At 64.7% G+C, this 12,424-nt stretch carries 14 protein-coding genes; 8 read left to right on the top strand and 6 right to left on the bottom strand.

Annotation, left to right across the window (positions count from 1 at the left end; translation table 11 throughout):
- The first annotated feature begins 93 nt into the window (after positions 1–93).
- The 4 genes from ACGFK1_RS18910 to trpC all read left to right on the top strand — a co-directional run bounded on the left by ACGFK1_RS18910 (position 94) and on the right by trpC (position 3,174).
- Complete coding sequence (locus ACGFK1_RS18910) at positions 94–780, top strand: MspA family porin (RefSeq protein WP_393432273.1); 687 nt, start codon at positions 94–96, stop codon at positions 778–780.
- Between the two features lie 28 nt (positions 781–808).
- On the top strand, positions 809–1,465 hold the full coding sequence (locus ACGFK1_RS18905) for an MspA family porin (protein ID WP_393432394.1): 657 nt from the start codon (positions 809–811) through the stop codon (positions 1,463–1,465).
- Between the two features lie 8 nt (positions 1,466–1,473).
- A complete protein-coding gene (locus ACGFK1_RS18900) occupies positions 1,474–2,151 on the top strand; it encodes a hypothetical protein (protein ID WP_393432270.1) in 678 nt (225 codons plus the stop codon).
- Between the two features lie 228 nt (positions 2,152–2,379).
- Positions 2,380–3,174 (top strand): indole-3-glycerol phosphate synthase TrpC, encoded by a 795-nt coding sequence (trpC, locus tag ACGFK1_RS18895; protein ID WP_393432267.1) that lies wholly within the window; start codon positions 2,380–2,382, stop codon positions 3,172–3,174.
- A 24-nt stretch (positions 3,175–3,198) separates the two neighbouring features.
- Here the strand turns inward: trpC and ACGFK1_RS18890 are convergent, their stop codons facing one another.
- Positions 3,199–3,531 carry a hypothetical protein gene (locus ACGFK1_RS18890; RefSeq protein WP_393432265.1) on the bottom strand — a complete coding sequence of 111 codons (333 nt, stop codon included), beginning with the start codon at positions 3,529–3,531 and terminating at the stop codon, positions 3,199–3,201.
- 138 nt (positions 3,532–3,669) lie between these two features.
- Entirely contained in the window at positions 3,670–4,098 is a 429-nt protein-coding gene (locus tag ACGFK1_RS18885; RefSeq protein WP_393432262.1) for a TetR family transcriptional regulator C-terminal domain-containing protein, read from the bottom strand.
- 360 nt (positions 4,099–4,458) lie between these two features.
- Between ACGFK1_RS18885 and ACGFK1_RS18880 the strand changes: the two genes are divergently transcribed.
- The 4 genes from ACGFK1_RS18880 to usfY all read left to right on the top strand — a co-directional run bounded on the left by ACGFK1_RS18880 (position 4,459) and on the right by usfY (position 6,665).
- Positions 4,459–5,379, top strand: a complete 921-nt coding sequence (locus ACGFK1_RS18880) for an NADP-dependent oxidoreductase (protein WP_393432259.1) — start codon at positions 4,459–4,461, stop codon at positions 5,377–5,379.
- A gap of 128 nt (positions 5,380–5,507) precedes the next feature.
- Positions 5,508–5,918, top strand: a complete 411-nt coding sequence (locus tag ACGFK1_RS18875) for a sigma factor (protein WP_393432256.1) — start codon at positions 5,508–5,510, stop codon at positions 5,916–5,918.
- Positions 5,879–6,379 (top strand): hypothetical protein, encoded by a 501-nt coding sequence (locus tag ACGFK1_RS18870; protein ID WP_393432254.1) that lies wholly within the window; start codon positions 5,879–5,881, stop codon positions 6,377–6,379. The genes ACGFK1_RS18875 and ACGFK1_RS18870 overlap by 40 nt, the downstream gene beginning before the upstream one ends.
- Entirely contained in the window at positions 6,363–6,665 is a 303-nt protein-coding gene (gene usfY, locus ACGFK1_RS18865) for a protein UsfY (protein WP_393432251.1), read from the top strand. The genes ACGFK1_RS18870 and usfY overlap by 17 nt, the downstream gene beginning before the upstream one ends.
- A 29-nt stretch (positions 6,666–6,694) precedes the next feature.
- Here the strand turns inward: usfY and ACGFK1_RS18860 are convergent, their stop codons facing one another.
- The 4 genes from ACGFK1_RS18860 to ACGFK1_RS18845 all read right to left on the bottom strand — a co-directional run bounded on the left by ACGFK1_RS18860 (position 6,695) and on the right by ACGFK1_RS18845 (position 12,152).
- Positions 6,695–7,246: a carboxymuconolactone decarboxylase family protein gene (locus ACGFK1_RS18860; protein WP_393432249.1), complete on the bottom strand. Its 552-nt coding sequence runs from the start codon at positions 7,244–7,246 to the stop codon at positions 6,695–6,697.
- Positions 7,247–7,280: 34 nt separating this feature from the next.
- Positions 7,281–8,750, bottom strand: a complete 1,470-nt coding sequence (locus ACGFK1_RS18855; RefSeq protein WP_393432246.1) for an ATP-binding protein — start codon at positions 8,748–8,750, stop codon at positions 7,281–7,283.
- Positions 8,751–8,817: 67 nt separating this feature from the next.
- Positions 8,818–10,056 (bottom strand): thiolase family protein, encoded by a 1,239-nt coding sequence (locus ACGFK1_RS18850; RefSeq protein WP_393432243.1) that lies wholly within the window; start codon positions 10,054–10,056, stop codon positions 8,818–8,820.
- Positions 10,057–10,235: 179 nt separating this feature from the next.
- Positions 10,236–12,152 carry a transketolase gene (locus tag ACGFK1_RS18845; RefSeq protein WP_393432240.1) on the bottom strand — a complete coding sequence of 639 codons (1,917 nt, stop codon included), beginning with the start codon at positions 12,150–12,152 and terminating at the stop codon, positions 10,236–10,238.
- Between the last annotated feature and the right edge of the window lie 272 nt (positions 12,153–12,424).

The raw sequence follows: 12,424 nt of genomic DNA, 5'->3' as shown, positions 1-12,424 counted from the left end.
TCACCGTTTGGAAACCCCACCATTAGAGGCTCCCTCGCGACACTTCCGTTACAGATCCGTTGTGTTCAGACCACGAGAGGCGCTATCCCAACCATGTTGAATCGCTTTGCCATGTTGGCATCCGTCTGCGTCGCGATACCGGTCGCGGCCGTCGCGCCCCTCGCGCACGCCGACCCGCCTCCCCCACCGGACCCCGCGGTGCCTGTGAATGCCACCAACCCACTGCCGCCCGAAGGCGCTGTCCCGTCGGGCCCGCCAGGAGTGCTCGATACCCCCGACGGCTGGCACCTCGAGGTGGTGGGAAGCAACGAGACTCAGTTGCCGGTCGCCCCACTGACTACGGCAATCTCGTCGCGCGAGTACCTGGTGGCAGGCACCTTCACCGGCAAGATCAGCGGCGGCGGCAAGACAAAGCTGGCCGGCGGATCGATGGAGGCAGGAGAGCAGATCGGCTGCGGCATCATCTCCGATGAAACGGAGGTCAACCCCGGCGCCAGCTTCACCCCTGGCATCGGGATTCCCTTCACAGGCAACGGGACTGGCGCGTTCGGTGTCAGCCTGCAAGCCAAGGTGTACCTGAAGCCCGGCACCGTGACGACTGTGGCCATCGACAAGAAGTCGTTCAAGGGCACCTCGACCCGCATCACGATCACCGGCGTGCGGATCAAGACGGACCAGTGCGCCGGCCAGTCCTTCATCCGCTCGTACGCAACGCTGACGAGCTCGACCGACAACACCGACGACGTCATCACCTACCTCGGCGTCACCAAGGCCGTTTAATCCCAGTCGAACTCGAAGGAAGAAAACAATCGTGAATCGTTTTGTCGCATTGGCCGCCTGCTCGCTGATCCCGCTCGGTGCCGCACCGATCGCTTCCGCCGACCCCGGCGATGACGGCCCACCGCCGGACACCGGCGTGGTCGAGTCCTCGCCCCCCACCGTGGTGACGTCCCCGGACGGCTGGGTGCTGACCGTGGTCGCCAAGGACGAGACCCAATTGCCGGTAGCACCGTTGACAACGGCGGTCTCGTCGCGCGAATACCTGGTCGGTGGCACGTTCACCGGCACCGTCACCGGCGGCGGCAAGACCAGCCTCAGCGGCGGCACGTTGGAAGCCGGCTACCAGATCGGTTGCGGCATCGAACTCGGCCAGGTCCGTCTCATCGGCCAGGCCGGCATCAGCACCTCGGGTTCGTCGATCACCGGTGGCCTCATCCCCACCGGCGTCACCTTTCCGATCTCCGGCACCATCGAGATCCACCCGAAGCCGGGCACGGTGTCCACCGTCACCGTCGACAAGAAGACGTTCAAGGCCGCGCCCGTCCGCGTCACTCTGAAGGACACGCACGTCAAGGTCGACGGCTGCGTCGGCCAGTCGTTCATCCGGTCCTACGCGACGCTGACAAGCTCGACCACAGACACCGACGACGTGGCGGCGTACTACGGCGTCACCAAGGCCGTCTGACCTCTGCCATGGCCTCGAACCGAAAAAGATTAACAGTCGCCAACATCGCGGCGGCCGGCTTCATCACGGTGGGTGCGGCGGTCTCCTTCGCGGCGACCGCCGCCGCCGACCCCCCGCCGGACCCTGCGCCAGCGCCAGGTGATCCCGGACCGCCACCACCGCCTCCCGGCCAGACGGTGCCCATGATGGGCGGCGCTCCGCTCGGGCCGACCGGCCTTGGTGTGCTCACGCAGACCGGGCAGGACCCCAACCCTTCCGCACTTGGCGCACCGGCGGTTACCGGCATCGACTCGACCACCGTCCTTGGCCAGAACCCGATTCCCTCCGCACCGGGCGGCAATCCGGGCGTCGTGCCGAACCTCAATGTGTTCAACAACGCCTATGGCGTGCAGCAATGCTTGGCGCCGTCGGCCCCGGGCAAGTGCGAGGAGTTCGGCGTGGCTCCCGGGGATGAGAATGCTGATGTCAACCGTAGGCAATGGTTCGGCCGGTACATCGACATGTACCGCGCGGGAATGCTGAAGGGTGGATTGCTCGGCCAGATGCCTCAGGAGCAACTCGGTGAACCACTACCCGGTACAGCGCCGCCGCCGGGCACCAACGTTCCGCCAGGTTTGGTGCAGTTCCAGCCTGATCCCCCACCGCCACCAGACGCACCAGCGCCGCTGCCTCCGCCACCCGGCTGAGGCGCTCGATTCGAACGGATCTGATCAGAACGGGGCCACATCCGCATGGGGTGTGGCCCCGTTCTTTGGTCTACCTGGCGGCACCGCAGCAACGCTAAACCCGTTGCACCGGAGGTCGTTTCAAAGCAGATCGACGCCGCACGTGCCGAAGCCGCGCTACGGCATTGGTAGCATGACGAGCGGGCGGCCGCTTCAGACTTCAAGCCCGCCTAGCGAGGAGAAAACACAGTGAGTGTTCTGGACGGGATTCTCGACGGGGTTCGCGAAGATCTTGAGGACCGCAAGCGCCAGGTGTCGGCCACGGAGTTGCGATCGCGGGTGGCCGACAAAGCCCCCGCGCTCGATCCGCTGCCCGGGTTTCGCTCACCAGGGGTGTCGATCATCGCCGAGGTGAAGCGCAAGAGTCCGAGTAAGGGCGCGCTCTCCGAGATCCCCGATCCCGGGTGGCTGGCGACCCAGTACGCGGCGGGTGGCGCGGCCGCTATCAGCGTGCTCACCGAGCGGCGTCGCTTCGGCGGATCGCTGGCCGACCTCGATGCGGTGCGCTCCCACGTCGACATTCCGATCCTGCGTAAAGATTTCATTGTCGACCCGTATCAACTGTGGGAAGCACGCGCCCATGGCGCCGATCTCGCCCTGTTGATGGTCGTGTCGCTCAGCGACACTCAGCTGGCCGATTTGTTGGGGCAGTGCACCGAGTTGGGCCTCACCGCTCTCGTCGAGTCGCACACCGCCGAAGAAGTCGGCCGTGCAGTCGATTCTGGTGCGGAACTTCTCGGCATCAATGCGAGAGATCTGACCACTCTGGAGGTAGACCGCTCTGTTTTCGCCGAGCTCGCACCGCTGATTCCGGAACATGCTGTGCGAGTGGCGGAATCGGGCGTGGCGGGCCCTCAGGATGTGGCGGAATATCGCGGCTGGGGCGCCGACGTAGTGCTGGTCGGAGAGGCATTAGTCCGGTCGGGCGACCCTCGGACAGCTGTCCGCGACTTCAGTGAGACCGCGAACGCCTCGGCTACATAGGCTCGACGCAGCGCCAGGCGGGGGTCAGCCGACGTCCTCTTCGTTGTCGTCAAGCTCTTCTCGCGCCACCGCAAAGAACGACGAACCATCGTTCGGGCTGCCGCTGATCTGACCCCGGTGCCGCCGGGGTAGCAAGGGCGATTCCTCGGTGTAGCCGAACTCGGGTTCCTCGGCGGCCAGCCGCTGATTCAGCGTCAGATGGTCCTCGGCCGGGATCCAGCGCGTTGGCGCGTCGACCACGATGTCACCATCGTCGTTGCGCACGTCGTCAGAGTCCAGAGACTCGCTGGGCCCCAGTGTGCCGTCGGGCCTCGCGTCGTCGTAGTCGCCGTCGATGATGCTGCTCCTGACGCTCACGCGCAGCCCGTTCCAGTGGCCGCGCTTTACCCGGTGATCGACGCCGTACGATATCGCAATCGCGACGTCGACGTGCCAGTGTAGTCGACACGGACCATATAGTCCATGAGGGAATAAAGCGGCCACGGCGGCAGCTGATCAGGGGTGGTCGGCGAAGAATCGGATGCGCGCAATGGCCATGTCGATTGCCGTGGCCATGTGCTCGGCGTTGCGGCTCGCTTGGGCTCGGACGTGGCCACCATAGAGGGCGGCGACCAGACCTGTGGCCAACTCGTCGAGATCGGCGTCGCGTCGCAGCTGACCGTCGGCTTGTAAACGCAGCAGTGTTGTGACGACCAGGCGGCGCCATTCGGCAAAGTAGCCCGTCGCTTGCATGCGGAGCCGTTCATCGTCATCGGTCAGCCGAGCGACCATGCTACCCAAGACGCAACCAAGAGCGCCGCTGCGCTGCGTTGTGACCAGATTGTCGCGCCAAGTGTCGAGGTCGGCCACGGTGATGACACGCGCCAGCTGTTGGCGCTGAACGAAGAGCAATGCTTGGGCCCGGCCATCAAAGACGGAATGCACGCGGTCTTCCTTATCGAAACATGAGCCGTCAAATCGAGGCTAACAAACAGCGGACTCCTCGGTCCTTTCGCGCGTTTTTACCGTGCAACGAGTGATGGCGCGCATCTGACTGGTCATGCCTGCGCCAGCCGGATCAATGCATGAGCCCTAGCCGATATCATACGGACCATAAGGTCCGCGCTAATGGCGCGTCATCCCAGTGCGAGCCTTATCACCGGTTCAGTAGGGCCTCGACCTTCACCCGGGTGAAATGCACCGCCGGATGAGGACAACTCACCTTGTGCGCACAGAAGGTGATCGCTGTTGGTGACCGTCGTCCGAGCTCCCTCGGGCAACGAATCGAATTCAGGAGACTTGGCAATGCGAGCCATCACGGTTTCATATCTTGACGCCGGTGTCGCCGGCATGTCGCTGACAGACCTGCCCTACCCCCACCCGGCCGACAATGAGGTCGTTGTGCGGGTACACGCGGCGGGTTTCACGCCAGGGGAGCTCGAGTGGCCACATACCTTTGTCGACCGAGTGGGGCGTGACCGCACACCCAGCGTGCCCGGCCACCAGCTGTCGGGCGACGTCGTCGAGTTAGGCTATGGCACAACAGGTTTGAGTGTTGGCCAACGTGTGTTCGGACTGGTCGACTGGGCCCGCAACGGCTCCCTGGCCGAGTACACCGCGGTCGAGGCGCGCAACCTCGCGCCACTGCCCATCGACATCGACCACACCGTGGCCGCCGCACTGCCCATCTCCGGATTAGCTTCCTGGCAGGGCCTCTTCGACCACGGCCACCTCACCGCAGGACAAACAGTCCTGGTCCACGGCGCCGCGGGCGGAGTTGGCTCGATCGCGGTACAGCTCGCTCGAGAGGCCGGTGCGCGCGTCATCGGCACCGGCCGTACCGCAGACCGCGACCGCGCGATCACGCTGGGTGCGCACACCTTCCTCGATCTGGAGACTCAAAAACTGGAGGACGCAGGCGAAGTCGACGTGGTATTCGATGTGATCGGCGGCGACATCCTGGCCCGCTCGACCGCCATGGTGCGCGCCGGCGGCACCCTCGTGACGGTTGTCGAGCCGCCCAAGACGCAACCGCGCGAAGGGCGGGCGCTCTTCTTCATCATCGAGGCCGATCGCGCTCGTCTCGCCGACCTTGCCGCGCGGGTACGGGATGGTCGCCTCAAGCCGGTGGTGGGCGCCGTGCTGCCTCTGGCGCAGGCCGCGGCCGCGTTCGCCCCCGACAAACGCACTCCAGGCAACACCATCCTGCGGGTCATCGAAGACTGATAGCGCAGCGTGGCGTGATGACACCGCATTGGTCCAACTGGAGTCTTGGCCGTTTCGCAAGAATCACCCGGGGTGAATCGGCGACCAGGACGATGACAATTCACCCCAACCGTCGCAAAGATGTGCCCATGGCACCATCACGTGACGACCCGGCAGACAGCAATTCACTGCTGGCTTCGCGAGACGCCGACCTGACGGCTCGGTTCATCGACGATGCACTCCCGTATCTGAGTCAGCTGTCCGACCGTGCCAGCAGACTGACCAGCAACCCTGTGGTCGCAGAAGACCTCGTGCAGGAGACGATGTTGCGCGCCTTTGCCACGTTCGACACGTTTGCCGAGGGCACCAACCTGCGAGGGTGGCTCTATCTGATCATGACCACCACCTATGTCAACTGTCTGCGCCGTGCGCATCACTGCCCAAGCGACTACCTCATCGGGCATGGGGCCGGCCAGAGCAGATATTCGGGCCGAGCGGGACGCTCGTCCAAAGTGATGCAGTGGCTGCGCTGCCCGACACCGGCTGGAGCAACACGTTGACGATTTCTTCCGGCGTAATTGCCACCAAGCACGTCCTGCTGCGAGCGGTGATGCTTCTGGCGTCCTGGGCGGTCGGACTGTTGGTCGCGGCATGGACGGTGCCTGGAGTTTCACTGTCGGTGGCCGGGTTCCTCGTCGCCGTCGGGATCTTTGCGACGACGCAGGCGATCCTGTCGTTGTCGATTTTGAAGTTGCCTCATGCGTATGCGTCGATGCTGCTTGGCGGCACCGGCCTGGTACTGACGATCGTCAGTCTGGCGCTGGCGTCGCTTGTGACACACGGACTCGCAATCGACGGCGTCGCATCCTGGATCGCCGCAACAACCGTGGTGTGGCTCGTCACAACGGTAGGGGCGATCACGCTACCCGAGTTGCTCGCCCGCGACGGGACCCCGGCGCGGTCATTGGAGATCCATTATTCAGCCCGACGACGGAGGGGGCGTGATGGGCGACACGCATGACGATCCGACCGATCACTCTAGGACCACTCAACCGCACGCCGGAATCGTGCTGAAAGACAACTTTTTCTGGCCTGGCCTGATTCTGCTGGCGGTGTCGACGCTCGGGTTGATCGGCACGGCATCAGCTGCCGCCTATCGACACTTCGAGTGGCTGTCCAGCACGGTGCTCATCGCCGTTCTCGGGGCGATCGCCGGAACGCTGTGGTTCGTCATCGAGAACCGCCGCTTGGCCCGGACCGAGGCGCAATGGGCCGCCACGCACCCACGTAGCTCGCGGCGTTCCTAACTGAGTGCAAGCCGCTGCCCGGACGGGGCTCACGCAATCGTGGGATCGTCGGGTGCTGGCGGGAAGTCGATATCGGTGTCGGCAACGTTGTTCATGAAATTGGTCAGCAGGAATTGTGCTGCCAGGGCGACCAGTTCGACGATCTGCTTGTCGTTGTAGCCTGCGTTGCGAACCGCCTCGAGGTCGGCGTCGGTGACTTTGCCGCGCTCCTCGATCACGCGTCGGGCGAAGATTCCCGCCGCCTGCCGCTTGGGGTCAGCCGAGCGGCCTTGGCGTGCGAGCGCGATTTCCTCCGCGGTGGCATGGTTGAACTGAGCCGCGGTGTGGCTGTGGGCCGAAAGGCAGTACTTGCAGCCGTTAGCCTGCGAGACCGCCAGCGCGACGACATCGCGTGTCCGGGCGTCGGTTGTCCTCGCGAGTGCGCCCTGCAGCGCTACGACGCCAGTCAGCGCTGAGGGACTCAGCGACATCAACTTGAAGGAATTAGGAGTGAATCCCAGTTGCTGGTCGACTGCTCTGAGCGCCGGTCGGCTGGCCTCAGGCGCGTCGTCGATCGAGTGGGGAAACTTCAAGCGGGCCACGGATCGTCCTTTCCGGGAGTGGGATCTCGGCGCATCAGCATGCCTCGACATGTGCTGGGCGCAGCGTGATGGTGAATCGGGTGTTCCCCGGTGCCGAGTTCACAGACAGCGTCCCGCCGTGCCGGTTCACAACGATGCGCCATGCGATGTTGAGCCCGAGCCCTGCGCCCTCACCGACCGGTTTGGTGGTGAAAAACGGGTCGAAAATGTACTCGCAGATGCTCGAATCGATACCCGGCCCAGTGTCGGTGATCTCGACGAAGACGGCATTGTCGGTCATTCCGGTGCGCAGTGTGAGTGTCCTACCGTCGGTGTCGCCGCCGCGCATCGCATCGATGCCGTTCGACAGAATGTGGCTGAAGGCCTGCGCCAATTCACTGGGATAGCAGGGTAATCCGGGTAGCAGCACGTCGTATTCACGCACGACCGCGATGTCGGTGCCCAGCCTGGGCGCCAGGACGTCGATGGTGCTGTCGAGAAGCAGGTGTAGATCGACTACGTCGAAGGCGGAGCCGTCCATGTGCGAGAACTGCCTGCTGGCGTCGACCAGTTCGGAGATCCGTTCGCCGGCCTCCGCGATGTCATTGATGAGGTGTTGGGCATCGATGACGTTGGCCAGCCAGCTGAGTGCCAGCTCGGCGGAATCTGGGGCGCGCATGCAGTCAAGCGTGTTGACCACCGCATCCAAGCGTGTGGCATCCATTCCGGCGGCGGTGAGAGTCGGCGCGATGCTCCACGGGTTCGAGACGTCGTGATCATCGAGCCAGTCGCAGATCTCGTCTTCGAGCCGCGAATTCTCAAGCGGCGAACGACGCTCGCCCGCCGGCATTCGGGATTGTTGGGCGTGGCGGCACTGGATCTCTTCGATCACCGCTGCGAGCACCGTGCGTGCGGTATCGCTGGGAACCTGATTCAGGGCCAATCTGTTGACACGCGAACGTAAATCGGCCGCGGCACGCACAGTCGCCGACGCCGGGTTGTTCAAACCATGGGCAAGTCCGGCGGCAATGGTGCCTGCGGCGCGTATCCGGTTATGGTGATCCACGGTGCGGTGGATGCCTTCGTGATCGCCCCACAGGCCTTGCAGCATGTGAACGGCCATCGCGAAATGCTCGCGTACGAAGCCGCCAAAGGCGTGCGCGTCGAGCACCACGAACCGCGATCGCGTGGTCGCGCGCACCGAGAACGGATACGTCCGGGGTGGCTCTTCCAGACACGACGCCACCGCACCGCAGTACGTTCCTCGGTGTGAGGTGCGTCCTGCTTCGATGTCTCGGTCCCCAGACAGCTTCGATATCACGATTTCACCGTCCATGAGCACGAGGAACAGCAGCGCGTCCTCGCCTTCCTCCACCACCGGACCCGTTTCGAAAACCTCGATGCGGGCGTTGGTGCACAGTTGCGCGAGCTGATCGTCTGTGAGCTTCTCGAACAAGAACAGTGTGCGCAGATCGTCTGCGCTGCATGGCTGTTCGGGCCGGTGGTGCGCCACCTCTCGGGTCACCTCCCTATCCCCTGCTCGGCCAGCGGCGCCGCCGACTCGGCTTCCTGCGATGGGCTGCGGATCTCGGTCAAGCGGCTTGCGGGTTTTCCAGAACCATTGCCACGCCCTGGCCGGAGCCGATGCACACACCGATGGCGCCGTAACGCAGATTCCGTTCGCGCAGTTCGGTCGCCAGGGTCAGCGCGTAGCGCACGCCGGTGGCACCGAATGGATGTCCGATCGCCACGGCGCCCCCGTTGGGGGTGAGCTTATCGTCGGGGACCTGGAATCCGTCGAGTTGGTTCGGCAGCTCCCGCAGTACGCCGAGGGCTTGCGCGCTGAAGGCCTCGTGGATCTCCCATACGTCGATCTGTTGGGGCGTCAGACCCGCGCGTCGTAGCGCCAGCGGTAGCGCCCAGGCCGGGGCGATGCCCATCAGTAACGGATCGTTACCGTAGACAGCCGAGGACACCACCCGAGCCAGCGGGGGGATGCCCAGTTCGTCGGCCCGCGCGGCGGAAGCCAGGACCAGTGCGGCCGCGCCGTCGGACAGGGGGGTGGAGTTCCCGGCGGTCATCTGAGTGGTCCCTGGCTGGGCGGGCAGGGCGGCCAGCAGCTCGAGAGTGGTGTCGTCGCGGATGAATTCGTCGTGGCTTACGGTGCGAAGTGGCGCTTTTCGAGTGGCCGGGATGGTCACGGGCATGATTTCTTTGGCGAGCCTGCCCGAGTCGCGGGCGGCACGGGCGTGCTGTTGGGAACGTAGCGCGAACGCATCGATCTCTTCGCGACTGAGTTGATACCGATCGGCGACGTTCTGCGCGGTTTCGATCATGCCGATGTAGGCATTGCGACTCAGCAACACCGGGTTGGGGGGGCCGCCGGAACCGGACCACATGGTGTCGAGCAGCAATTGCGGCCCGCGCGGACTGAACGGGGCCTCGCCCTTCATGTACGCAAATCCTGAGCGTGACATCGACTCTGCGCCGCAGGCGATCCCGACACCGAGGTCGCCGGCTTTGATCGCATGCGCGATCATGGCCATGGCGCTCAGTGACGACCCACAGAATCGATTGACAGTGGCCCCCGCCGCGCTGTCAGGGAAGCCGGCCGCAAGCGCCGCCCAACGGGCGAGATCTCCCATCCCCTCGTGCGCGGGATTCACACATCCGGCGATGATGTCTTCGATCTGGTCGCGATCGACACCGACGCGTTCGCAGGCCCCCACCAGAGCCAGCCCGAGCAGGTCGTCGAGGCGCAGGTGGGACAGAGATCCGCCATACCGGGCGAACGGTGTCCGCACGCCCCCGAGCAGGTAGGCATCAGCCATCGTGTTCTCCTGTCCTGCAGTGGTGTTGCGTTGGCAAGATCATGCGTCCGCGCCATTGGCGAGACCACCACCGACAGCGACCACTATCGGCGCACACGGGGTGAGTTGTCTTCATCCGATCGTGCACTTCACCCGGGGTGAGGAACCCACGTAGAAGCGCCGCAACTCGGCGGCGCAGGCTAAACGGTTCGGTGGCCGACGTGACCGGGCGTGCCGTCCAGCAGGTCTCGCGCGGCACTGTCGATACTCGCCGCGTCGATTGCAGCAGCAGCGAGCAACTCACTGGGTGTTCCCGATCCTGGCATGATGCGCACGGCCAAGTGCGCCAGCCGAATCGGGGGTGTGTCTTTTCCGACGAGGGCTTCGAGAACGGCCGAACCGAGTCCGCCCTCGGCATGGTGGTCCTCGGCGATGACCAAACGTCCACTCGTATCACGCACGGCGCCAACCAGCGTGTCCCGATCAATCGGTTTGATGGAGTACACGTCGATGACGCGGGCGGCGATTCCGCTGCGGTCCAGCGATTCGGCCGCGGCCAGGCATTGGTGAACAGTGACGCCGGCACCGATCAGTGTGACCTGGTCGTCGGCGCTGCGTCGCAGCGTGTGGGAGCCGCCGACGGTGAACTCCGCGGCCGGCCCGTAGAGAACGGGATAGGCGCCGCGCGTGGTCCTCATGTAGCGGATGCCCTCAGCGTGGGCCATGAGGTCGACCAGGGCGGCGGCGCTCGTCGCGTCGCTCGGATAGAGGACGGTCGCACCGTGAATGGACCGCATCATCGCCAGGTCTTCCAATGCCATCTGGGATGGCCCGTCAGCGCCGATCTCGACGCCCGCGTGAGACCCGACCAAGCAGATGTTCGCGCGGGAGACGGCCGCCATGCGGATGAAGTCGTGCGCCCGAGTCAAGAACGCGGCAAAAGTCGACGCGAACGGAATGTACTGCCGGACACTCAGTCCGACGGCCGACGCAACGAGTTGCTGTTCGGCAATGAACATTTCGAAATAACGCTCAGGGCACTGGCGGGCAAATTCGCCAGCCCCGGTGGAGTTGCTGACTTCGCCGTCCATCGCCACAATCCGGGGATTGGCCGCGCCAAGCGCAGCCAACGCGGCCCCATACGCTGCTCGGGTCGCCACCTTGTCCCCGGGTGTGTAATGCGGTCGACGTGAGGCGGCGGTTTCGGTCGCCACGCCCCGTTCCGGTGTTGCGCGGCACTCGCGCACCGCCGGTTTGAGCCCGGTGACGGTCACGTCTTCGATGCTGCCGAGTTCGGCCAGTGCGCGTTGCGCCATCTCGGGCGGTAGGGCTTTACCGTGCCAGCCCTCTTGATCTTCGATTTCGCTGAATCCGCGCCCCTTGATGGTTTTCGCGAAGATCACCGTGGGAGTCGCGGAGTCGCGCGCCGCGCTGAACGCGCGGTCGATGTCCTCGAGATTGTGCCCGTCGACGGTGATGGCCTGGCAGCCGAAGGCTTCCGCGCGTCGCGCGTAGGTCTCCAAGTCCCAGCCCAACTCGGTGGGTCCGCGTTGACCGAGCCGGTTCACGTCGACGATGACGGTGAAGTTCGCCAATGCGTAGTGCCCGGCCTTGTCCAGCGCCTCCCAGACCGATCCTTCGGCGGTTTCGCTGTCACCGCACAACACCCACACGCGGAACGGAGACTCGTCGAGGAACTTTCCAGCTAGCGCGACACCGACGCCGTTGGCGATTCCCTGACCCAAGGACCCGCTGGCGACGTCGACCCACGGCAGGATGGGTGTCGGGTGACCTTGCAGGCGCGAGCCGAAGCGGCGGTAGCCGGTCATCAGTTCGGTATCGGTGATGACGCCTGCCGCCTTTAACATGGCATACAGCAACGGGGATGCGTGCCCTTTGGACAAGATGAAGTGATCGTTGTCCCGGTGGTCCGGCTGATCCCAGTCGTAGCGCAGGTGGCTCGCGAGCAGAACGGCCATCAAATCGGCGGCCGACATGCTGGAGGTCGGATGCCCCGAACCGGCGGCGGTGCTGGCGCGGATCGCGTCGGCGCGCAGCTGGGTAGCCAGTCGGCCGACCATTGTCGTGTCGATTGATCGATCGGTGAGTTCAGTCAACGGTAGGTCCCCTCGATTCGGTCATGCCTTTGATGAGAGTGCCGCCCAGCAGGGTGACTGGTCATCACCCTGACTGTGTGATCATCCGGGTGAGTCCTGCGGGACTGCTCACAAGCGCCGAGCCAGCATCGAGTGCGAAAACCAGAGCAGAAGACACTTTTGGGAGAGATCACCCGGGCGATCCTGATGAATGGGTGATGACCACTCACCCCACGTGACGACAGGCTCAACCGACAGAGGCACCGCTGTCCACGACGCAGCCGAACGCGCCC

Origin of the sequence: Mycobacterium sp. NPDC048908 (genome assembly GCF_043197955.1) — a bacterium.
Classification (GTDB): domain Bacteria; phylum Actinomycetota; class Actinomycetes; order Mycobacteriales; family Mycobacteriaceae; genus Mycobacterium.
The sequence above is the reverse complement of the archived record's forward strand: the minus strand, read 5'-3'. Positions and strand labels throughout refer to the sequence as shown.